Consider the following 22,592-nt stretch of genomic DNA (forward strand, 5'->3'; position numbering starts at 1 on the left):
TCCCGATGAAGGAACCGATTTATTTTTGCAACATTATCAAAGTACACAATACTCCGTTAACCAGCAGAAGCAGGTTAACTTGCACAACCATCTCAATTCAAGATAATTAATTTTTTAACGCTGTTTAATCATTTACGATCCAGAGAAGCTCGTCAAAAGTTTTCAGTAAGTTTATTGGCTGTTCAATGGAATTTATGCTAAAATCATTGTGAATGTGAAAGAAGGTTTGACCGTGAAACGTGTAATTGTCGTAATTTGGGCGATCATTCTCGGAATCGTTGCCGGATTCATCGGTGCTAAATTGGATCAAAATGCAGTCAACATTGGTTTAAGTGTGGTTGTTTTTGCCATTTTTGGTTTAATTCTTAATTTCGTACCGGAAATCATGAGAGGCACTGAACCAGCTAGTCATGATCAGGATGAATCAAAGCAGCATTAAAATAAGTGCCAGATGTTGATAATAAACATCTAACACTTATTTTTTTACGCTCTTTCTATGGGTCATTTTGAATTGTGGTTCTTCGTGCCTACGGGAAATACGCTGATGGAACGCTACGAGTATTGATTTGAGCCGAATGAAATTTAGTTCGTCTTGAATGTGAGCTTCGCTATAAGTGCTAAGTCCCAAAACTGTTATCCTGTGGTCCTTCGTGCCTACGAGAAATACGCTGGTGGAACGCTGCGAGCTTGACCGCGATTTCCCTCCGGCACTGACGAAAGTGCGTTAGTACAACTAAACTTCAAATTTGTACTTCTCAAAATTAGAAGCAGTCCAACCACTCGTCAATTCAGCGCTTGCGCAAAGGTTGCCCTCTCGCTTGTTTAGTGGTGGAAAATAAATACCGCTCAGTAGTGACATTAATGTTGGCAATTTATTGCTTACATTAAGGCTCGTATTTAAGACGAATTGCGCTTCATTCGGCTTAAATCGACGCCCACTACGTTCCAGCGACAAGTATTTATTTCCCGCCACGATACCCCGCACGTTGCATCTGCAACCTTTGCGCAAGTGCGGAGAACAGCAACAAAACAGTTTTAGTAACCACTATCCTAATCAAACAGTGTCCACCACGTTCCAGCGACTAGTATTTATTTTCCACCACGGTACCCCGCACGTTTCGTATTCAACCTTTGCGCAAGCGCGAAGAACCACAACATAACAGTTTTTATAAGCTAGCACATTAAAGCAGGCCTAATTTAGCAAAGAGCACACAAAAACACCCATTCGTAAAAAATCGAATGGGTGTTTTCGTCGATTCAAATCAGTCATTCAACAAATTCAAATCAGTTTTATTTAATTGTTGCTTGTAAAACTTCTTCATCTGCGGCAACTTGACGACCAGCTTTTTCAGCCTTCAAATATGAAACAGCAGCCATATTGGTAATGACAACCAACATTGTTGGCATCTTGCCTGCGTCTCTAATTGCTGCCAAATCAACATCAGCTAAAGCGTCGCCATGTTCAACGACTTGGCCTTCAGTGACATGAAGATCAAATGGTTTGCCTTCAAGTTCAACGGTATCTAAGCCCATATGAACCAATACTTCTAAACCATTGCTTGTCTTAATACCTAAGGCATGCTTAGTTGGGAAGATTGTTGTGATTTCGCCACTAACTGGTGCCACAATTCGGCCGCTAGTTGGTTCAATTGCAAAACCATCACCGATCATCTTTTGAGCAAAAGTTGGATCGCTAACAGCTTCAATATCTAACAATTCACCATCAACCACGCTGTAGAATGTATCAATTGCACCGGAGTTAACATTAGCAACTGGTTCTGCAGGTGCAACAGGTGCACTAGTTTCATTACTTTCAGCGATTGGTGCTTTGGTTGTATATAATTTAGTCAAAGCATCGGCGGTGAATTGAACTTCAGTCCCAATGATAATTTGTAAATTAGTTGCATCTAAGACGTTCAAGCCAATTGCACCAGCAGCTTTAATCGCATTTTGATTGATTGTGCTAGTATCCTTTAATTGCAAACGTAAACGAGTTGTACAATTGTCAATATTTGTAATATTGTCACTACCACCAATTGCAGCATAAACCTTCTTGGCTTGGATCATATATTTGTCATCAGAAGCATCTGTAGCAATTTCAATATCATCAGCGCTGTTATCAGTATCTACTTCACGACCTGGTGTCATCAAGTGGAATTTCTTAATGGCAAAGTCGAAGCCGAAGTAGTAAATAACTGCCATCACTAAACCTTGAACAATTAACATGTAAGGTTGGTTGGCAATTGGATTCTTGAAGCTTAACGCGAAGTCAACTAAACCAGCACTAAATGCGAATCCGGCAGTCCAATGCATGAATGCTGCAAAGGCAAGTGATAAACCAGTGAAGAGTGCATGGATCACATAAAGTGGCCAAGCAACGAACATGAATGAGAATTCCAAAGGTTCAGTAACACCCGTGAAGAATGAAGCAAAAGCACCAGCTAACATCAATGAAGCCGTTACCTTCTTCTTATCAGGACGAGCATTGCGATAGATTGCATAAGCACCAGCTGGTAAACCGAACATCATGACTGGGAAGAAACCAGCTTGATACATACCAGTAACACCTTTAGGACCTTGAGAAGCAATAAACTTACCAATATCATTAATACCAGCAACATCAAACCAGAACACTGAGTTCAAAGCTTGGTGTAAACCTGTTGGAATCAATAAACGGTTGAAGAATCCATAGATACCAGCACCAACGGCACCCATACCAACGAAAGTCTTACCAAAAGCAACTAATGCTTCATAAACTGGCGGCCAAACGAACAACAAAATGATCGTAACGCCTAACATGACCAACGATGCCAAAATTGGCACTAAGCGCTTACCACTAAAGAATGAAAAGGCCATTGGTAATTTCGTTTCATGAAAGCGGTTATATAATGCTGCAGCAATTAAGCCAGCAATAATACCGATAAAAACATTTCCAGCAATATGACTAAATGCTGGATCAACTGCTGTTTCTTTGATTCCTTTCAAAGTAGCAACAGATGCAGGAGCTAAAATTGAAACAGGAACAAAGTAAGCAACGACACCAGCTAATGCAGCTGAGCCATCCTTGTCCTTAGACATGCCCAATGCTAAACCAACGGCGAACAATAAGGCTAATTGGCCCAGAATTGCGTTACCGCCTGCTTGTAAGAATGCAGAAACAGCATCTGGATGAGCTGAAGCCCACCAGTTACCAATACCTACAAGCAATGAGGCCGCAGGTAAAACTGCTACAGGAAGTTGCAAAGAACGTCCCATTCGTTGAAGATATGACTTCATTGTAGAAAACACCCCTATAAATATAATTTTATTGCCTAACAAATATACCGCTATAATAATCACAATGCAACTATATCAAGGGTTCCAGCGATTGGTCTATACTGATTTTGTCAATAGATAATGCGCTTTCTTGATTTAAATTTTTTTGGTCTAGTCAAAGGGTATAGACCAATTACAAGAGATCATGAGCTCAGCAAAAAAAAGCCTCAACATGTGCGTATAACCTGTGTTAATCCAATAATAACAGTCAATTATCAGATCAATCAGCATTCTCGCCTTGTTGAAACGTCTTTTATTTCAGAACAACATTACCTAAAGCACACCGCAATTCTTGCGCTATTTATTGACGCTTAATTATTTAACGACTTTAAAATTATTTTCTGTTTCAGCAGTAACAACCGGATGTTTTTGTAAGTAATCTGCAATAATCTCAGTCATATCTTCAGTCACTTCACGGACAATCTTGTCAGCGGTAAACATTTGATAATTACCACCACCAACTGCCCGATATTGATTAACGACAACTTCTAGCTCATCATCAGGTGCGATAGCACGACCTTGATAAGTTAATTCAGTAATTCGTTGACCTATAGGCTGCGAAACATTGATCACATAATTAATACCCGCATACATATCGTAGTTATAATGCTGCGGTTTAGGCTTTTCAAACTTAGGATTAACCCCAATGGCGCCACTAGCATCTAGCGTAAAATAATTAGCGGTTTGCTCCAAAGCGGCTCGTAAATCGGCGCCTGTCAGTTTGACAACAGCTAAGGTATTCGGATAAATATAATTAGTCAAAACAGATCTGAAGGTAATTGTTTGACCAAAACCTTGACCATCATTGTTAAACAAAGCGGTCCCAGAGATTTTGGTGTTTGTTGCGGCACGCTGCACATCTTGAACGAATTGAATATAAGGATGGGGCTTTGTTCTTACGACAAAAGGATCCGTGATTGTTAAATCACCCGTGGTTGTGCCTAATGGTTGATCCAACCAATCTTCAACATTTTCGTTATCCAGAACTAATGCTGGTGTTAAATCTTCATCAGGCGATGCTGCGGCAGTGCTCAACAACTCTGCACTAGCGGCCGTCACCTTTTTAGCGTCATCGAGCGTTAATGTCATCTTGCCCACGTAAGCAGCTTTAGAACCAGGCTGTGTTATAGGAATACCTTGATGGACGGTGGCAATTTCACGATGCTGATGCCCTGTCACTAACGCATCGATTCCCGGCACCATCGTTAAAAGCTCATAACCTTCGTTCTCACCAGTCAAAGCTTCAGTCGGCTGGCCACTCTCAATGTCCCGTTCAAAGCCACCATGATAAGCGACAACCACCACATCAGCCTGTTGCCGCAACTCAGGCACATACTTTTGCGCCGCTGCTAAGGCCGACGTGAATTTCAAACCGGCAAGATGTTCCGGCGACTCCCAATGCGGAATATATTGCGTCGTTAGACCTAAAACGGCAACGTTCAAGCCAGCTAAATTAATTATTTCGTAAGGCGCACCAAAGGCTGGCGTGCCATCCTCATTCAAAATATTGGCACACAAGAAATGCCGTGTGCTGTATTTAATCGCATTGGTTAAGTAATCTTTTCCGTAATTGAATTCATGGTTACCAACAATTCCCACTTGGTAAGGAATACTATTATAAACAGAAGTCATCCCGAAATATTGTTGGGCGATTTTAGCTTGATAGTACGCAAAAGCCGACCCTTGCAAAAAGTCGCCGTTCTCAATCATTAGAACTGGACCATCAGCCTGGGCTTGTTCAGTCTTTAAAATTGTGGCTGCTCTCGTCAAACCAAATTTAGCATTCAACTGGCGATCACGATAATCGGTTGGTAATAAATAACCGTGAGTATCGCTTGTAGATAAGATTGTTAATTTCAAAATTACCCCTCTTTTGTGTCTTGTTGTGTTTCTAATTTGGCCAATAATTTTAAGACAATAATCCGTTGGACAACAGTACTACAAGCGAGTTTAACCAAGTTACTTGCTTCGACAACCACATTGTCTTTTGTCGCTTGGCTAATCACAACTTCTTGTTGGAAATCACTAATGACATCATGAATGGTCTTCAAGAAAATCGTCACGAAATAGTCATAGCCCTGTCCTTTAGCCTTCGACTGCGTAATTAAAACAAAGGCCGCTTTAATATCAGAAATAGCGAAAACACTTTTCAAAATCGCAATCACGACTAAACTCGCAATCTGTTCTTGACCATATTTCTTCTTCGTCGGTGGCGCTAATAATCCCGACTTGACATAGTTGTTGATCATCGCTGGCGTCACTGCATCAAACTCTAATGGTTCCAACATCTGATTAATATAGCTCACCACTTGGTCCATATAAAGATCAAACTTAGGCAATTCACTCCAACGAGGCAATGATAAAAGTTGAATCTGCTTTAAATAGTCCGTAAATTGTTTGTTTTCCATTTGAGACACCTCACTATAAACATTGTAGCACATCATCAACAATACTAGATAAAGATAACTTATTTCTTTTTTGTGCTCGAAATGAGGCAATAATACAAGTCAATATGATAATCAGGCTTAATTGCAAAACTCCCGTGTTTTCTTAATGCTCATTGTAAAGCTGACTTTCTATGTGAACTCGTTGAAACGTGCTGCAAAGCAACTGCTGGTACGTAATTTAAGTGAAAATCTTGTTGCGTTGATACGCACCAATCTTTCCACTTAACTTAATACCAGCAACCCATTGCTTCTCCGCACTCTGAATTTGAAACGTGCTGCAAAAGTCTGACAATTCCGCTTAAGCCGACTTTCTCCGCGCTCTATTTTGAAACGTGCTCAAGGCAACTGGGTGTCATGTATTTAAGCGTGAATCTTGCTGCATTGACATGCATCAATCTTCCCGTTTAAATACAAACACCCAACCCGTTGCCTTTCGCACTCTGATTTGAAACATGCTGCAAAGCGCAGTTAGTTCCGGTTAAGTTAAGCCAGTTTAAATCTTAAAACCAAGATTTCAACTGGCTCGAACTTAATCCTCACTAACTACCCGCGCTTCTCCGCACTTTTTTGCCCACAAAAAAAGCTGAACAAAATGTTCAGCTCTCATTTGCGCAAATGAGATTAATCCGTTAGGTTATTTAGCTTCTTGTTCTTCTTCTTTTTTAAGAACTTGAGCACCCTTGTAAAAGCCCTTTGGTGAAACATGATGGCTCAAACGGTATTCGCCATTAGCAGCATCGAATTGCAAATTTGGTGTTTGTAATTTAATATGTCCGCGGCGTTGGCGTTTCTTTTGCTTTGAAGTACGACGTGCAGGTACAGCCATGTTAAAAACTCCTTTTCGAATAACTCGTTATTTCAGTTAACGCAACTTAAAAGCCCGAAAACTTTTTTGTTCACCTAACTATAATACTATCAATGCTTAGGTAACGCAAGGGAAATCTTTGTCATTCCGAGAATGACGATGACCAATTGGCCGAGAAAATCAGTTGTCTATCAAACCAGCTTACTTTGGCGTCTGATCATTTTGCAAGAGTGTTAATTTTTCTTGCAAATCACTGATTGTCTTTGACTGCGATTCAATCTGAGATTGAGTATCAGCTTTAACCTTGGCAACGGCCAGATCAACTTGTTCTTGTTGACTCTGAACGGCAGCATCTAAATCCTTTTGTAACTTTTTAGTTTGCCGTTTCAAACTGACTGTTGTTCCGGTTGACAATAAAGCCGCAATCACAGCACCTAAAACTAAGGAAATCAATAAAATTAAAATCAATGGTAATTCAACTTTGGTAAAACCAAAGTTAATTGCAATTGTCTCCACGTTCATAATGGCGAAGATAACCACGATCAAAGCCAAAACTAACCCTAATATGAAGCCCGTTTGCTTTTTCATTATTTGTCACCCCACTATTTTTGATTACCAATCGTACTAGCAAGAAAGTCACCGAGCTTCGGTGCAAGTGGATACAATCTAGCCGCTACTTCCATAAACCAAGGCGCGTTAATCTCACGGACTGATTGACCAAAACTGGCAACGATTCTAATCGCTAACTTTTCTGGATCCAGAGACAACCAAGCCATTTTTTGCAGATATTGAGCTCCAGAATCGGCAACATTAAAGAATTCCGTATTAACTGGTCCAGGATTAACCGTCGTCACCTTAACACCCAATGGCTTCAATTCCAATCGTAACGAATTCGAAAAAGCAATCACAGCCGCCTTAGTTGCTGCATATACAGCTGATTTGGGCGTCTGAATTTTACCAGCCATCGAGCCAATATTGACAATATGTCCCTTAGTTGCAAACAACATTGGTGCTAACATTCTGGTTAACAGCATCATACCAAAGACATTAACCCGAAACATTTGCTCGATGCGTTTAACCGGAATCTCGGCAAAAGTTTCAAAGTCGCCGAAACCAGCCGCATTAACTAACACATCAACTCGGTTTGTTTCTGCTTGGATCTGGGCAACAGCGTGCTCTAACTCGGCCATCTGACTCACGTCAACTTGAATGGCCGTGGCCTGCGCCAAAGACAGATTGGCACATTCCGTGCGAACTTCCTCTAATAATTCCAACCGGCGTGCTAGTAGAAATACTCGCGCACCACGACTAGCAGCTTCTAAGGCAATATCGCGACCAATTCCTGATGAAGCACCAGTAATGACCACTACCTTGCCTCTTAAAGTTCGATAATCATTTACCATGATTTTACTCACTCCTTAATTGCGTTAGGCAACGGAATCTCAACAACATCAAAGTCATTAACAACCCGACTATTAGGAAAAATTTCTTGTGCTTCTGTTTGTAATTGACGCGCAGCCCGACCGAGATAGCGAGCCGAGATATGGGTCATCAATAATAACTGACAATTGGCCAAGCGTGCGATTTGGGCAGCTTGAGTCGAAGTCGAATGATAATACTGACGAGCTAATTTACTTTCGTGCTGGCCAAAGGTACTCTCATGAACTAAGACATCCGCGTCTTGTGCCAGTTTAATCGTATTATCTGTCTTACGCGTATCACCCATAATGGCCACGATTCGACCAGGTCGACTAGGTGCAACGTAATCTGCTCCATGTAAAACACGGCCATCTGCCAAAGTGACATCGGCACCTGCCTTTAATTTACCATAGATTGGCCCAGAAGGAACCTGTTCAGCTAATAATTTATCAACTAATAATTCACCAGAAAAGTCAGCCTCTTGAATGCGATAACCATAACTATCAATTCGATGGTCCAATTTCAATTCAGTTACCGTCATGTTTTGATCTTTAAAAATCACACCAGGTTCGGTAATTTCGTGATAATTGATCCGATAACTTAACCGCGTCCCGGTCACTGACAAGGATGTTTGGACATACCTTTTAATCCCAACTGGTCCATATAGATCAATGGCAGTATCACCACCCTGATTAGAACGACTAGTCAAGAAACCAGGCAAACCAAAAATATGATCGCCATGCAAGTGGGTGATAAATATTTTGGTAACTTTACGTGGCTTGATCGTTGTGCGCAGAATTTGTTGTTGCGTGCCCTCACCACAATCAAATAACCAAATCTCGTTACGCTCTGCTAATAGTTTTAAGGCAATACTTGTTACGTTACGATTCCGTGCTGGTACGCCAGCGCCTGTTCCAAGAAATTCAATTTCCATTAACTGCTCTCACCTTCATCGTTAAATACATTAATGCTGATCTTTTAATAAGTCTGACAAAACCGCCTTAGCTACGAACGTTGTGTAATGTGGCGAACCCTTCGGATTAGGATGGACATGATCATTAGAAAACCAAGATGGATGTTTCTTAGCGTAGTGATACCAATCAATAACGGTCAAATTAGGATATTTCTTAGCCGCCGCCGCTAATTTCTGATTGACCTCATTTTGCCAAGAACGCGTTGGCACGTATGCATTAATCCAAAAGACCTTGCGTTTGGGTCCAAATTTAGCCATCATTTTAGCTAAATCACTTGCTGGAAAGTCGCCGTTCGTTCCTAAACCGACCAGAACGACATCCGCTAAAGCACCTTTATTAGCCGTCTGATCAATAATCGGTAGCGTTTGATATAACTGGCGACTCACATCTGCATCTAAATACATATTAGGAAAAATACGCTTATAACCTTCAGCACTGCCTAACATGACCGAATCACCAATACCGGTAATTGGTAAACTTTTAGCCAGCTTCAATTCATCATTAGTTAAACCTAGCTTACGTAAATCAGCATCACTGGAATCACTGCCAATTTGGGCATCTCGAATCGAATTAGAACGACTAATCGACAAGCTGTATGACTTATCCGACTTGGCCTTTGCACTTTGCGACTTAGCTGCCTTCATCTTGGCAATCAATTCTGAGTTTTGTTTGGCAGTTTTTTTCTTGTTAGCTTTAATTGTGGTGGCAACTCCAGATTTATTAGCATTATCGTTGGTCACGCCAAATGCCGTTAAAACGCCGACAGAGCCCGTTAAGAAAATTAGCACTAAGATGCCCACCATCACCCGATACTGCGTTAAAACCCAAGAATTTTTGCGTAAAAAGAGCCATTTAAACATGTCCTTAATATCTTGCCAACTTAAACGACCCAAATTCGTCTCAATGATTCGATAGGACAACTCACTAATTAATAGAATTAAAGCAACTTCAACAACTGGATAAAGAACCTGATGATCAGCGATATCCGTAAATCGAGTTTCAAAGAAAATCATGACCGGAAATTGATACAAATAAATCCCGTAACTCCGCGAACCTAACCACTTGAAAACTGGGTTGGTGAACAATCGATTCCAATCCGAACCCGGATGCGCCACAGCAGCGATTAAAAGCATCACAAAAACACTGAATAGCAACATACCGCCACGATACAAAAAGGCGGATTGGGCACTGGACACTAATAAAAGGATCAACATTCCTAATAAACCAACTACGCCCATCCCGTCAAGAAAGTAACGCACCTGTTGATTAACTGCCTGCTTAAGACGATTGCTGGGCCAAACAATGGCTAAGGCACACCCTAATAAGATCGAGAACATCCGCGTATCTGTACCGTAATAAATCCGACTCGGATCGGCATTAGGTGCATATAAAACGGCCATTAAAACTGCCGACAATACTGTTAATCCCAAAGTTACGCCTAACAAGGTGCCACGCTTACGCTTCAAACGAATCAACAAAATGAGCAACAAAGGCCACAATAAGTAGAATTGGCCTTCAATCGACAATGTCCACAAATGGGTAAATGGCGATTCGTTATTGGCAAAACGCTCAAAATAGGATTGACCGTTGGCAATTTGCCACCAATTATAGAGATAAAGTAAATTGGTTGCGACAATTTGTTGCAAATGATAGAGCAAATTACGTTGAAATAAGACAATGTAAGCTGACGTGGTCAATAACATCGTCAGTAAAGTTGGATAAAGACGCTTGATCCGCCTTAACCAAAAGCTTTTGTAGTCGAAAGTTCCTGTTTCAGTCTCATCAATCAGTAAATGATCCGTAATTAAATAGCCCGAAATGACCATAAAAATGGGGACACCAAGAAATCCACCTTTGAAAATACCAGGATTCAAATGATACAGAATCACCGCGATCACACCGATTGCTCGTAAGCCATCAAATCCAGTGATGTAACGTTTTTTTGTTCTTCCTTTAGTTTTAACTGGTTGTTGCATGATTTGCTCCCTGATTCTAACCGTTAATTAATTGCGGTATTATTCCACGAAGTCAAAGCTGAAATCAGCGATGACAATCGTATCCCCATTTTCAGCGCCGGCATCCCGTAATGCCGTTTCAATACCCCAGTTTTGTAATGCCCGAGCAAAGCGCATAATACCATCTTGGTGATCTAGATTGGTCATCTTAACGAACCGCTCAATTCGTTCACCAGTCACGGTAAATTCATGATCGTCAGTTTGACTAATCTCAAAGTCTTGATGTGACTCATCATAGTTATAAGTCACATCATCAGTGGCTACTGGCGTTGTTAAGACCGCCTTTGGTGTGCGATCAAGAACATCAGCGGTCTTCTGTAACAGCCCTTGCACGCCGTCGTGAGTCACGCTGGAAATTGGCAAAATCGTCACTTCATGATCCAGATTAGTGGTCACTTGCGCCTTAAACTCGGCCAAACGTTCAGCAGCACCATCAATGTCCATCTTCGTTGGCACAATAATTTCTGGACGCGTCAAAAGACCTTCGTCATATTGTTCCAATTCGTGACGAATTTGTTGATAATCATCCCATGGTTCACGCCCGTTCTCTGGATCCATATCGATTAAATGCAAGATAACTCGCGTCCGTTCAATATGACGCAAGAATTGAATTCCTAAACCGACACCTTGAGCAGCCCCAGTAATTAACCCTGGCAAATCAGCCATTACATAATCGCGACCATCATTTAACTGAACCATTCCTAAATTAGGAACTAAGGTTGTGAATTGATACGCGGCAATCTTAGGTTTTGCGGAAGTTGCCACAGATAATAAGGTTGATTTACCCACGGATGGGAAGCCAACTAAGCCAACATCTGCCAAAATTTTTAATTCTAGTTGTAACGTTAATTCTTGCCCGGGTTCACCGTTTTCAGCAATTTCTGGTGCCGTATTTCGTGAGGTTTTGAAATGAATATTACCCCGACCACCACGGCCACCATGTGCGACGATCAATTCTTGACCATCTTCCACTAAGTCACCTAGAAAGGCACCAGTTTCAAAATTAGTCACGCTGGTCCCGGTTGGCACTTTAATATACGTATTCTCCGCACCACGACCGTACATTCCTTTAATTTGTCCGTTTTGACCAGGATCGGCTTTAAAATGCCGCCGGTAACGGAAATCTAATAACGTTCGGACACCTTCATCGGCAACCAAAATAACATCGCCGCCGTGACCGCCATCACCGCCAGAAGGACCACCCATTGGCACGAACTTCTCATGACGAAAAGCAACCGAACCATCGCCGCCCTTACCAGATTTCACTTCAATTCTAATTTGATCGACAAACATTGTTGTCCTCCTGAATTTCTTCTTTATTCTCAAGTGTCTTTAATTGGATAAAATTTCTAAAAATTAAGTCATCATTCTGAAAAGTTCAAAAGTAAAAAGTTCATTCACTATGATAACAAATTTTCAGGTAAAAATCTTAAATTAACCTGTAATCAAACAAATAAGTTTTTACTAAGTGCTCATTAAGAAATTCAGAACACCAACTAAATTCTAACGCACTTCGTCAAAAAGCAGCGCTAAAAAATGAAGGTTTGAATTTAATTGACTGTTTTTGAAAGGTTATGATAGATTTTGCTTGTTTTTATTTTTGAGAGCGTTTATAATCATTGACGAGGTGAAGTAAATGTTAACTGCACAGCGTTATCAAATTATTTTGCAGGCCCTGAATCAAGAAGGAATTTGCAAACTCAATGAACTGGTGCACCTAACCGACGCATCAGAGTCAACGATTCGGCGCGACTTGGATGAGCTGGAAGCACAAGGACTGCTGGAACGAATTCACGGTGGTGCGCAATCAATCACACACTTAACCGTCGACTTAGCCCAGAACGATCGTGAACAACTCAATCGCAGTGAAAAAGAAATTATTGCTAAATATGCCGTCGAAAATTTCGTTAAAGATGAGCAAGTTATTTATTTAGACGCTGGAACGACTGTCCAAGAGATTATTCCCTATTTAAATCGTTTTCAAGATTTAAATCTGGTCACCAATAGTGTCACCACAGCTTTAAAACTCTCAGAACAAAATCTAAACGTCTTTTTACCAGCTGGCCATTTAAAAAGCACCACCAAAGCACTGGTCGGTTCAGCAACCATGGCAACTTTAGCTGGTTTTCATTTTGACCTCGCCTTCATTGGCACGAATGGTGTGGCCGCTTCAGGCGATCTAATGACGCCTGATATTGATGAAGCTAACATTAAACAGTGCGTGATCGCGCACAGCACGAAAAAAATTGTTCTCAGTGACGTCTCGAAGTTCCAACAAGTTGCTTTTGCCACGTTTAGTAACTTAACTCAAGTGGATTACTTGTTGACTGGGAAACTGACAACTAAATTAAAAATACATTTTAAGCAAACAAACATAAAGGAGTTGGACTGATGATTTATACGGTGACGGTTAATCCAGCAATTGATTACGTGGTGCAGATTGATCATTTGAACTTAGGTCGGGTTAATTACTTGCAGCACACGAACTTTATTGCAGGTGGTAAAGGCATCAACGTTTCCAAAATTTTGACTCAATTAGGTAGTGCTAACACAGCCTGGGGTTTTATTGGCGGCTTCACTGGTCAATTTCTTGAAACAACGTTACGCCAAGAACAGATTAAGTTCGATTTTACAAGCATCGCCGACAATACGCGCGTCAATGTCAAACTAAAAAGCGACCAAGAAACAGAAATGAATGCTGTTGGTCCTCGAGTCACAGCTACTGAATTAGCGGCTTTTAAAAAGCAGTTCGATCAAGTTCAAGCTGGCGATACCGTAATTTTCTCCGGTAGCTTGTTGCCTCAACTGACCAATGATTTCTATCTAGAATTAATTGATCTTGTTGTGGCTAAAGGCGCCGAATTCGCCATTGATACCACTGGTCAAGCGTTACTAGATACCCTTAATAAAAAACCGTTCGTCATCAAACCTAATCATCATGAATTAGCTGATTTATTTAATACGACGATCGAAAATGACCAGCAATTACTCACTTATGCTGCCAAATTGCAAGAATCAGGAGCTAAAAACGTTCTGATTTCGATGGCTGGTGCAGGTGCTTACTACTTGTCTCCTGAGCACATTTATCATTCAGTCGCACCAGTTGGTCAAGTTGTTAATTCTGTTGGTGCGGGTGATTCAATGCTTGCTGGTTTCATCGGTGAGTTTAGTCAACATCACGATCCAAAAATGGCTTTTAAATACGGGTTGGCATGCGGCAGTGCCACAGCTTTTACTGAAGACATCGCCAATATTGAGCAAATTAATGCCCTACTGCCCCAAATCAAGATTGATTTAATTAAATAACGATTGGATGGAGGTTTATTAATGAAAATTCAAGATTTATTGCTTAAAGATGCCATGATTATGGATCTACAGGCAACCACTAAAGACGTTGCCATTGATGAAATGATTGCACGCTATCACGAAGTTGGTGTTGTTGATGATGTTGACAACTACCGTGCGGCAATCCTCAAACGTGAAGCTGAATCAACTACCGGAATCGGCGACGGTATCGCCATGCCCCATGCTAAAGTCAGCTCTGTTACCAAAGCAGCAGTTTTGTTTGCTAAAAGCGATCAAGGTGTCGACTACAACGCATTAGATGGCCAACCCGTTCATTTATTCTTCATGATTGCTGCGCCAGAGGGTGCCAATAATGAACATTTACAAGCCCTCTCCGCATTATCATCACTTCTAATCAATCCCGATTTAGTCGCAGCCTTGAAAAAAACGCAAACGCCTGACGAAGTTCAACAACTCTTTAACGAGGCCCAGGCTAAAAAAGATATTGAAGAGCAAGCTCGTGAAGCACAAGCCGCGGCCGCCGCTGCAGCAAAAGCTCAAGATAAGCCAGCACTAACGGACCAACCGTATGTTGTCGCTGTGACTGCTTGTCCGACTGGTATCGCCCATACTTACATGGCTGAAGCCGCATTGATTGACGAAGCCAAGAAGATGAACGTTGAGATTAAGGTTGAAACGAACGGTTCTGAAGGTGTCAAGCATCAATTAACAGCCGACGAAATCAATCGTGCAGCCGGCGTCATTATTGCAGCGGACAAGAAAGTTGAAATGGCCCGCTTCAACGGCAAACCTCTGTTAAACCGGCCCGTAATTGACGGCATTAAAAAGCCACATGACTTAATTGAAACGGTTATTGCTGGTAAAGCGCCAATTTTTACGACTGATGAAACAGCCCCTAACAAGGCTGATGGCAACACCAAATCTGCTGGTAGTCAATTATATGGTCAGTTGATGAATGGCATTTCCAACATGCTACCGTTTGTCGTGGCTGGCGGAATTGTCATGGCAATTTCTTTCTTAATTGAACGTTTCGTCGGTGATCAATCAATCTGGTACACTTTCCCTAATCAAATCGGTAATGCTGCTTTTAGTTTCTTAATTCCCGTTTTATCTGCTTATATCGCCGAAGCCATTGGTGATCGTCCTGCTTTAATGCCCGGTTTTGTCGGTGGTTATATGGCGAGTCAAGCAACAATGAGCATCTTGCCTTCGAAGAGCCCTGCTGGTTTCTTAGGTGGTTTAGTTGCCGGTTTCCTAGCTGGTTACACCGTCATCTTAATGAAAAAAGTCTTCAAGAATTTACCTAAAACTTTTGATGGCTTGAAGCCGATTTTTATTTATCCCATTCTTGGTTTGTTAATTGTTGGTGCCTTGATGTACTTCTTGGTTGATCCAATCTTTGGCATGATTAATCACGGTATCACGGCTTTTCTAAATAATATGGGGACGACTAACGCCGTTGTTCTTGGCGCCTTGCTTGGTGGCATGATGGCCATTGATATGGGTGGTCCTTTCAACAAAGCAGCTTATGTTTTTGCCATTGGTGCTTTTGAAACCACTCAAAACGGTGCGTTAATGGCCGCTGTCATGGTTGGCGGAATGGTACCACCATTAGCAATCGCCATTGCCACTACTTTTTGGCCGAACAAATGGACCGCTCAAGAACGCAACTCTGGTTTAAGTAACTACTTGTTAGGTATCTCCTTTATTACTGAAGGTGCCATTCCTTTCGCTGCTGCAGATCCACTACACATCATTACTTCTAGTGTAATTGGTGCTGCCATTGGTGGTGGTTTGACTCAATTAATGCACGTTAATGTTCCGGCGCCCCATGGTGGTTTGTTCGTTATCTTCTTGGCTAACAATCCCTTTGGTTATCTTATCTCTGTCGTTGTCGGCGCCGTCATTGCCGGTGTCATTCTGGGTCTTTGGAAGAAACCATTAGCGCAAGTAACTGAATCCTAACTAAAATAAAAAAAGGAACTAGGACGAAAAAATCCTAGTTCCTTTATTTTAGTCTCGCCATGAATCAAAAGTTCAAATTTGCTAACTAACTCGACACTCGTGTCACCGTTGACCTTTTTTATTTTAAATCACTACTCGTCGATATTTACATTATTTCAAGAGTCTCATATACTTAAAAGTATTAAATTAACGAGGTAAAAATCAATGACAGACACAAATCACCAAAATTATACGGCATTGAACGCTGAAACAATTGATCATTGGGTTGAAGATGGCTGGGAATGGGGCGCGCCCATCACCCACGAAAACTTCGTTGCGGCGCAAAAAGGCAACCGGGAAATGGTCCTCACCCCAATTAAGCCTGTTCCCAAAAGCTGGTTTTTACCAGACTTTCATCATAAGAAAGTATTAGGTTTAGCTGCAGGTGGCGGCCAACAAATGCCCATTTTTGCTGCATTGGGTGCTGACTGCACGATTCTAGATTATTCTACCCGCCAACTTGCTAGTGAAAAACTGGTAGCCCAGCGCGAAGGCTACACAATCAAAACAATTCGCGCCGATATGACGCAACCATTACCTTTTGCCGATGAAAGTTTTGACTTCATTATCAATCCTGTCTCAAACTGTTATATTGAATCAGTTTTGCCAGTATGGCAAGAATGTTACCGGGTTTTGAAAGCAGGCGGACACTTCATCGCTGGTTTAGACAACGGTCTGAATTTCATCGTCAGCGATGATGAACAGCGAATTGTCAATCACTTACCCTACAATCCGCTCACACAACCGGAAATCATGGCTAAACTCGATACCCAAGAAAATGGCATCCAATTCTCTCACACCCTTGAAGAACAAATTCGCGGGCAATTACAGGCCGGCTTTCAATTGGTAGATTTATACGAAGATACCAACGGCGAAGGTTATTTGCACGAATTGAATATTCCGTCATTTTGGGCAACACATGTTATTAAGTAAGTTGGATAAAACTAAAAGATTTGAATCCTAAAACTTTACTGATTGTGGTTCTTCATATCGGTGGGAAATATCAAGCCTCGAAACTATTATAATCGCGGTTCTTCATGCCTCCAGAAAATACGCTGGTGGAACGCTGTGGGCACGACTTGGAACCAATCAAAGATTGTTTCCAAGCTCGGCCTTGTCGTAAATACTAAAGCATTAACGACAATTTCACAGCTGACCGCGATTTTCTTCCGACACTGACAAAAGTGCGTTGGTGCTGTTAAACTGCAAATTTTTGCCGCTAAAATATTCGTTGCATTTGCTGCTAAAACGAATGAATTATGGGATTATTTGTTATCTTTGCCTGAAGTAGAACGTGTCAAAAAGGTGACTGCCATTTTACAACTACTTAAATGACACCAGAGTCACGACAATTTTAAAATATCATTTGTTTCGTGCTTTTTAGATTTATTAATAACTATTAGTCCGACAGCTTAAAGAGACAAAAAAGTTCCACTCAACTTGATGATATAGTTGAGTGGAACTTTTTTTGTTATTTAAAATACGTTTTTAGTCGAGGATTTCATTATCAGTTTTGCCGTTTTTCATTTTTTTCTCAAAGAAACGTAAAGCTAATGACAGAATTAAAGTTAAGACGAAGTAAATCAGTGAGGCAATCACTAATGGCAAGAATGGCTTGAAGCTTGATCCTTGTACTACACTGGTCTGGAACATCAACTCACCGACGCCGATGACGCTGACAATTGCTGATTCCTTCAGTAAGGAAATAAACTCGTTACCTAACGCTGGCAAAATTGTTTTGACGGCTTGCGGTAAAACGACTAAGCGCATCGTTTGCTTGCTAGATAAGCCTAAAGACCGCGCTGCTTCAGATTGCCCTTTAGCAACTGATTGAATACCAGAACGAATGACTTCGGACACATAAGCGCCAGAGTTTAAGGATAGCGCTAATGCCGCTGAAACGAAGGCAGAAACATTCAAATGGACTACTTGGGTGCCGAAATAAATCATAAAGACTTGGACAAGTAATGGCGTGCCCCGGAAATATTGAATGTAAACAACGGCAATCGCCTTAAGAACTTTATTTTTAGCCCGTTTCATTAATGCCAACAACGTCCCTAATAAACTACCGAAGAAGACGCCGATGATGGTTAAGATGATCGTAATGCCGGTACCTTTTAGGAAATAGCTACCATAGGCTTGCCAGAAATTTTGTTTGGAGAACATTAAAGTATTGGCGTTTTTCTGCCATTTAGCAAACTGACCATTCTTTTTAACAGTCTTAATAGTTTGGTTAACACTTGCTAAGTATGCTGGTGCACCCTTAGCAACGGCGACGGCACAACCATAGTCAGCGTTAGTAAATTTGATTTTAGCTAACGTCAATGCTTGGTTCGTTTGTACATAAGCATTAGCAACTGGCGCTTCGACAACGACCGCATTTAATTTCTTCTGCTGCAGGTTCAAGATCAAATCAGTCACTTTTTCCAAGGAAACAACTTGAGCACCGCTCATTTCATCTTTAGCGGTTTGTTCCTGCGTGGTTTGCTTCTGCACGCCGACCTTTTGGCCCTTGAAATCCATCACACTACGATATTTATTCTCTTCACCTTTACGAACAACAACCTTCTGAGCGACGGTTAAATATGAGGTAGAGAAAGCAACTTCTTTTTCTCGTTCCGGCGTTGGCGTCATGGCAGAAACAATCATATCAACTTTACCAGTCTTTAAACTGCCTAACAATGAATCGAAACCAAGTTCCTTGATCCGCAATTCAACACCGATATCTTTAGCAATCTGCCGTGCTAAATCAATGTCAAAGCCAACAATCTTATCTTCGCCGTTAATGGTTTTATGGAATTCATATGGCGGATAATCGGCAGAAACACCTAATACCATATAACCACGCTTTTTAATTTCAGTTAACTTAGCATCTGTTTTTGGTGCTGCCTGACTACTTGCTAAGGGGGCAATGGCGATACTACTAAAAATCAAAGCCAAACAGATCATTGCCCAAACGATAAAGTGACGTTTTTTTGTTTTCATAATCATAACTTCCCCTAAAAATATAATAAAAGTAGTATACAACATATTTTATATTTATGCACGCTTTTTCTTTAAATAGTTATTTTTATTCATTATTATTTTATTGGCGTATAAAAATAGACGTTAAATCCTGATTGGGGATTCAACATCTACTTTTAAACAGGGCGTTAATTAATTGTCAGAACAACTTCAATTAAGCAAGTGTTTCTGGCACGACTTTTAGCTGTATGTGTTAACACAATTTTTATTACTGAATTGATAATTTAATTGTTTGCGCGATTGTTTTAGAAACGCCTAAAGCTTCAATTTCTTCAATCGAAGCATCTTTAATTTTCTTCAATGAACCAAACTGTTTTAATAATTTCGTGCGCGTCTTTGGTCCGACGCCTTGAATAGTTTCTAAACGGGATGACAAACTGTTTTTGTTATGAGTTTGACGATGGAAGGTAATGGCAAAGCGATGGACTTCATCTTGAATGCGCTGCAACAAATAGAAACCCTGTGACTTCGGATCCAATTGTACCGGTGTTCCTGCAGCCCCATAAATTAGCTGAGCGGTTTTATGCTTATCATTTTTGACCATTCCAGCCACTGGTACTTGCAAATTTAATTCATTCTCCAAAACATCTTTGGCGGTATTCATTTCAATAATGCCACCATCCATTAGAATCAAATCTGGCATTGGCCGCTTCTCTTTCAGCAGACGTGTGAAACGCCGCCGAATAACTTCACGCGTATTAGCCGCCTCGTCAGCACCCTCTTGATGTTCGACTTCACCCTTTAGCTTATACTTACGATAATTGGCTTTATCTGGACGACCATCAAAGAAACTTACCATCGCTGAAACAGGATCAGCACCTTGAATATGCGAATGGTCAAAAGCAACCAAAACGTGACCGTCTGGTAATCCTAAGGCATTTAGGATTTCGTTTTGCGCACCAATCGTCTGACGTTCATCTAATTCCAGCAGACGGAATTTCTCATCAAGCACTAACTTAGCATTTTTATTCGCGAGTTCTAATAATTCTCGCTTTTGACCACGACTTGGCGTGCGCACCGGTACATTTAAAATGGCTGCCAAATCATCTTTTTCAATACTTTTCGGGACTAGAATTTCTTTGGGGAGTACATTATTTTTACGATTATAAAACTGTAAAATGAAGGTGGCCAACTCTTCTTCGGGCGTACTAACAATCGGAATCATCCGCTTCTCGCGCTTCATTAAGCGAGCTTGCCGAATAAAGAAGATCTGAACTGACAGCCAACCTTTATCCATGTAATAACCAATAATATCCCGGGGCGTGTTATCATTCGAAATAATCTTCTGCTTCTCAACTGTTGCCTTAATATAATTCAATTGATCACGCAATTCAGCGGCCCGTTCGAACTTTAATTCTTTAGCAGCAGTGTTCATTTCAACTGTTAGCTTCCGTTTGATCGCACCAACATGTCCGTTTAAGAAGCGTTTAATTTTTTCGATTTGTTGCTGATACTCCGCTTCAGGAACCTCTTTGAAACAAGCACCCAAGCATTGCCCCATATGATAATACAAACAAGGCCGGCCTAAATGACCTGAGCAACGCCGTAAAGGATAAACCTTCTGAATAAAATGCATTGTTTCCTCAGCAGCGTAGACATTGGTATAAGGACCGAAGTAATAGGCGCCATCCTTTTTAATTTGACCCGTAATTTGAATCACAGGATCGCGTTCATTAGTTATTTTAATATAAGGGTAACCAGTCCCCTGCTTCAAACGAATATTGTAATAGGGCTGATGCTTTTGAATTAACGTAATTTCAAGCAAGAAAGCCTCTTTATTCGTACTCGTAATAATCGTTTCAAAGTCCACAATTTCGGAAACGAGGCGCGCGGTTTTACCCGTATGACTACTCTTGAAATACGAGCGCACACGGTTTTTTAAATTCTTTGCTTTACCAACATAAATAATTTGTGCGTTGATATTTTTCATCAAATAACAACCAGGTAAATCTGGCAGCAGGGCCAATTTATGCTCAATATGTTCAGATGCCAAAATTAGCCTCCTCTTTTTGATCATTGGTATTGATTTAATGCATGATGATATTTATATACTGTCACTGAGTTAATATTCTAGATACTAAAACTATTATTTGGTACTTCTTCACACTTATACGAACGTGCGAGGTGCCGTGGTGGAAAACAAATACTTGGCGCTGGAACGTAGTGGGCATTGCTTGAAGCCAATTTTTACAAAATTGTCTCCAAGACAAGCCTTATTGTAACAGCTAAAGCTGCAACAATAATATCACTACTGAGCGGTATTTATTTCCCACCACTAAGTTAACATGCTAGATACTAAAACTACTATTTAGTGTTCCTTCATGCTTACACAAACTCGCTCATGGAACGTGGTGAACACCGACTAACAGACATTAGTAAACTTCCATTTCTGTTCTCAAGACTTACTATGAAGCTGATTGATAAAATTGTTTTATTCGTTTTCTTTCTCCAACCACTCATACATAATCTTTGACTTTTGGAGCGCATAAACTAATAAACTGATTGGGACTGATGTCGTTACTAAAGCTGCCAGAAGTCCAATAATAATTTTTAACATGTCGGTATTAGATTTATAAACTAAGAAATAGGCGAATAAAAAGCCAAAAATAACCGTTCCGATACAAAGCCTTTTATAAAATTTTATATACTCATGGATTCTTTCATAATTATCTTGATTTCGGTTACCATGAAGATTAGCGTAATATTTGATTGTCTCCCCCATTAACTTATCAACTTCTTCTTGATCAGAGTTTATTTTTTTAATTTTATGACCTCTTAAAAAAGATACGGTCATTAATGTCCACCAATAAATTGAAAAAACTATTGTTGTTATTAGAGCAAGCTCTAGGAATTGAACTCCTGTAATATATTCACTAAGGTTGACCTCTTGATCACTCCCATTTAATGCAATTACAATTCCTGGCAGAAAAGGAGCAACATAAAAAATAAGCTTCAGCGTCAATGTGTCTTTCAGGGGAATATTATATAAAGCATATTCTTTTTTTGAGATATCGTAAAACAAGCGAATATTTTTTTCAAAATCGTCATACATATATACTTTCATGGCTTCCTCACTACATATCACTTTATCAGTGCTTGAATTAACAAAATCACCTGCCAATAGCAACTTTACACCAGCACTGAATTGGTGAGTGGTTGAATCACTTCTAATTTTCAGGAGTACAAACTTGCTGTTAAACCACACCATATCATTTCTTTAGTCAGTGCCGGAGGGAAATCGCGGTCAGCCGCGTCATTCTTGTTAATGGTTTACCATTTACAA

General features: G+C 40.6%; 18 protein-coding genes. 5 read left to right on the plus strand and 13 right to left on the minus strand.

Going from position 1 to position 22,592, the window contains the following annotated elements; translation table 11 throughout:
* Positions 1 to 232: 232 nt before the first annotated feature.
* The gene (locus EKM65_RS03750) at positions 233 to 439 is read left to right on the plus strand and encodes a DUF2929 family protein (protein WP_164506803.1); all 207 of its coding nucleotides are present in this window, start codon (positions 233 to 235) and stop codon (positions 437 to 439) included.
* A 294-nt stretch (positions 440 to 733) separates the two neighbouring features.
* Here the strand turns inward: EKM65_RS03750 and EKM65_RS03755 are convergent, their stop codons facing one another.
* The 10 genes from EKM65_RS03755 to obgE form a co-directional block, all read right to left on the minus strand.
* Positions 734 to 973 (minus strand): hypothetical protein, encoded by a 240-nt coding sequence (locus EKM65_RS03755; protein WP_125605639.1) that lies wholly within the window; start codon positions 971 to 973, stop codon positions 734 to 736.
* A gap of 317 nt (positions 974 to 1,290) precedes the next feature.
* Entirely contained in the window at positions 1,291 to 3,276 is a 1,986-nt protein-coding gene (nagE, locus tag EKM65_RS03760; RefSeq protein WP_125605641.1) for an N-acetylglucosamine-specific PTS transporter subunit IIBC, read from the minus strand.
* Positions 3,277 to 3,630: 354 nt separating this feature from the next.
* Complete coding sequence (locus tag EKM65_RS03765; protein ID WP_125605643.1) at positions 3,631 to 5,175, minus strand: bifunctional metallophosphatase/5'-nucleotidase; 1,545 nt, start codon at positions 5,173 to 5,175, stop codon at positions 3,631 to 3,633.
* 2 nt (positions 5,176 to 5,177) lie between these two features.
* Positions 5,178 to 5,723 (minus strand): DUF1836 domain-containing protein, encoded by a 546-nt coding sequence (locus EKM65_RS03770; protein ID WP_164506804.1) that lies wholly within the window; start codon positions 5,721 to 5,723, stop codon positions 5,178 to 5,180.
* A gap of 673 nt (positions 5,724 to 6,396) precedes the next feature.
* Entirely contained in the window at positions 6,397 to 6,588 is a 192-nt protein-coding gene (gene rpmF, locus EKM65_RS03775) for a 50S ribosomal protein L32 (protein ID WP_125605646.1), read from the minus strand.
* A gap of 180 nt (positions 6,589 to 6,768) precedes the next feature.
* Positions 6,769 to 7,155 (minus strand): LapA family protein, encoded by a 387-nt coding sequence (locus EKM65_RS03780; protein ID WP_125605647.1) that lies wholly within the window; start codon positions 7,153 to 7,155, stop codon positions 6,769 to 6,771.
* Between the two features lie 14 nt (positions 7,156 to 7,169).
* Positions 7,170 to 7,970 carry an SDR family NAD(P)-dependent oxidoreductase gene (locus EKM65_RS03785; RefSeq protein WP_125605649.1) on the minus strand — a complete coding sequence of 267 codons (801 nt, stop codon included), beginning with the start codon at positions 7,968 to 7,970 and terminating at the stop codon, positions 7,170 to 7,172.
* 8 nt (positions 7,971 to 7,978) lie between these two features.
* Complete coding sequence (gene rnz / locus EKM65_RS03790) at positions 7,979 to 8,920, minus strand: ribonuclease Z (protein WP_125605651.1); 942 nt, start codon at positions 8,918 to 8,920, stop codon at positions 7,979 to 7,981.
* Between the two features lie 30 nt (positions 8,921 to 8,950).
* Positions 8,951 to 10,936, minus strand: coding sequence for an acyltransferase family protein (locus EKM65_RS03795; protein WP_125605653.1), 1,986 nt, complete (start codon positions 10,934 to 10,936; stop codon positions 8,951 to 8,953).
* Between the two features lie 39 nt (positions 10,937 to 10,975).
* Positions 10,976 to 12,268: a GTPase ObgE gene (gene obgE / locus EKM65_RS03800; protein WP_125605655.1), complete on the minus strand. Its 1,293-nt coding sequence runs from the start codon at positions 12,266 to 12,268 to the stop codon at positions 10,976 to 10,978.
* Between the two features lie 343 nt (positions 12,269 to 12,611).
* Between obgE and EKM65_RS03805 the strand changes: the two genes are divergently transcribed.
* The 4 genes from EKM65_RS03805 (at position 12,612) to EKM65_RS03820 (ending at position 17,218) form a co-directional block, all read left to right on the plus strand.
* Positions 12,612 to 13,367: a DeoR/GlpR family DNA-binding transcription regulator gene (locus EKM65_RS03805; RefSeq protein WP_125605657.1), complete on the plus strand. Its 756-nt coding sequence runs from the start codon at positions 12,612 to 12,614 to the stop codon at positions 13,365 to 13,367.
* Positions 13,367 to 14,281, plus strand: a complete 915-nt coding sequence (gene pfkB / locus EKM65_RS03810) for a 1-phosphofructokinase (RefSeq protein ID WP_125605659.1) — start codon at positions 13,367 to 13,369, stop codon at positions 14,279 to 14,281. Before EKM65_RS03805 ends, pfkB begins: the two co-directional genes overlap by 1 nt.
* Before the next feature lie 21 nt (positions 14,282 to 14,302).
* Entirely contained in the window at positions 14,303 to 16,246 is a 1,944-nt protein-coding gene (locus tag EKM65_RS03815) for a PTS fructose transporter subunit IIABC (protein WP_125605661.1), read from the plus strand.
* A 204-nt stretch (positions 16,247 to 16,450) separates the two neighbouring features.
* A complete protein-coding gene (locus EKM65_RS03820) occupies positions 16,451 to 17,218 on the plus strand; it encodes a class I SAM-dependent methyltransferase (protein WP_125605663.1) in 768 nt (255 codons plus the stop codon).
* Between the two features lie 555 nt (positions 17,219 to 17,773).
* On the opposite strand, the gene EKM65_RS03825 is transcribed toward EKM65_RS03820, so the two are convergent.
* The 3 genes from EKM65_RS03825 to EKM65_RS03835 all read right to left on the minus strand — a co-directional run bounded on the left by EKM65_RS03825 (position 17,774) and on the right by EKM65_RS03835 (position 22,430).
* Entirely contained in the window at positions 17,774 to 19,270 is a 1,497-nt protein-coding gene (locus EKM65_RS03825) for an ABC transporter substrate-binding protein/permease (RefSeq protein ID WP_125605665.1), read from the minus strand.
* Positions 19,271 to 19,517: 247 nt separating this feature from the next.
* Positions 19,518 to 21,302 (minus strand): excinuclease ABC subunit UvrC, encoded by a 1,785-nt coding sequence (gene uvrC / locus EKM65_RS03830; protein ID WP_125605667.1) that lies wholly within the window; start codon positions 21,300 to 21,302, stop codon positions 19,518 to 19,520.
* Positions 21,303 to 21,740: 438 nt separating this feature from the next.
* Positions 21,741 to 22,430 (minus strand): hypothetical protein, encoded by a 690-nt coding sequence (locus EKM65_RS03835; RefSeq protein WP_125605669.1) that lies wholly within the window; start codon positions 22,428 to 22,430, stop codon positions 21,741 to 21,743.
* Positions 22,431 to 22,592 lie beyond the last annotated feature (162 nt).

Source organism: Lapidilactobacillus bayanensis (genome assembly GCF_003946695.1).
Classification (GTDB): Bacteria; Bacillota; Bacilli; order Lactobacillales; family Lactobacillaceae; genus Lapidilactobacillus; species Lapidilactobacillus bayanensis.

What these genes read in the sequence shown, in the direction of transcription:
- nagE (WP_125605641.1), bottom strand. Translation starts at nt 3,276, where the DNA reads ATGAAGTCATATCTTCAACGAATGGGACGTTCTTTGCAACTTCCTGTA.
- EKM65_RS03770 (WP_164506804.1), bottom strand. Translation starts at nt 5,723, where the DNA reads ATGGAAAACAAACAATTTACGGACTATTTAAAGCAGATTCAACTTTTA.
- rpmF (WP_125605646.1), bottom strand. Translation starts at nt 6,588, where the DNA reads ATGGCTGTACCTGCACGTCGTACTTCAAAGCAAAAGAAACGCCAACGC.
- EKM65_RS03780 (WP_125605647.1), bottom strand. Translation starts at nt 7,155, where the DNA reads ATGAAAAAGCAAACGGGCTTCATATTAGGGTTAGTTTTGGCTTTGATC.
- EKM65_RS03785 (WP_125605649.1), bottom strand. Translation starts at nt 7,970, where the DNA reads ATGGTAAATGATTATCGAACTTTAAGAGGCAAGGTAGTGGTCATTACT.
- rnz (WP_125605651.1), bottom strand. Translation starts at nt 8,920, where the DNA reads ATGGAAATTGAATTTCTTGGAACAGGCGCTGGCGTACCAGCACGGAAT.
- EKM65_RS03795 (WP_125605653.1), bottom strand. Translation starts at nt 10,936, where the DNA reads ATGCAACAACCAGTTAAAACTAAAGGAAGAACAAAAAAACGTTACATC.
- obgE (WP_125605655.1), bottom strand. Translation starts at nt 12,268, where the DNA reads ATGTTTGTCGATCAAATTAGAATTGAAGTGAAATCTGGTAAGGGCGGC.
- EKM65_RS03805 (WP_125605657.1), top strand. Translation starts at nt 12,612, where the DNA reads ATGTTAACTGCACAGCGTTATCAAATTATTTTGCAGGCCCTGAATCAA.
- pfkB (WP_125605659.1), top strand. Translation starts at nt 13,367, where the DNA reads ATGATTTATACGGTGACGGTTAATCCAGCAATTGATTACGTGGTGCAG.
- EKM65_RS03815 (WP_125605661.1), top strand. Translation starts at nt 14,303, where the DNA reads ATGAAAATTCAAGATTTATTGCTTAAAGATGCCATGATTATGGATCTA.
- EKM65_RS03820 (WP_125605663.1), top strand. Translation starts at nt 16,451, where the DNA reads ATGACAGACACAAATCACCAAAATTATACGGCATTGAACGCTGAAACA.
- EKM65_RS03825 (WP_125605665.1), bottom strand. Translation starts at nt 19,270, where the DNA reads ATGAAAACAAAAAAACGTCACTTTATCGTTTGGGCAATGATCTGTTTG.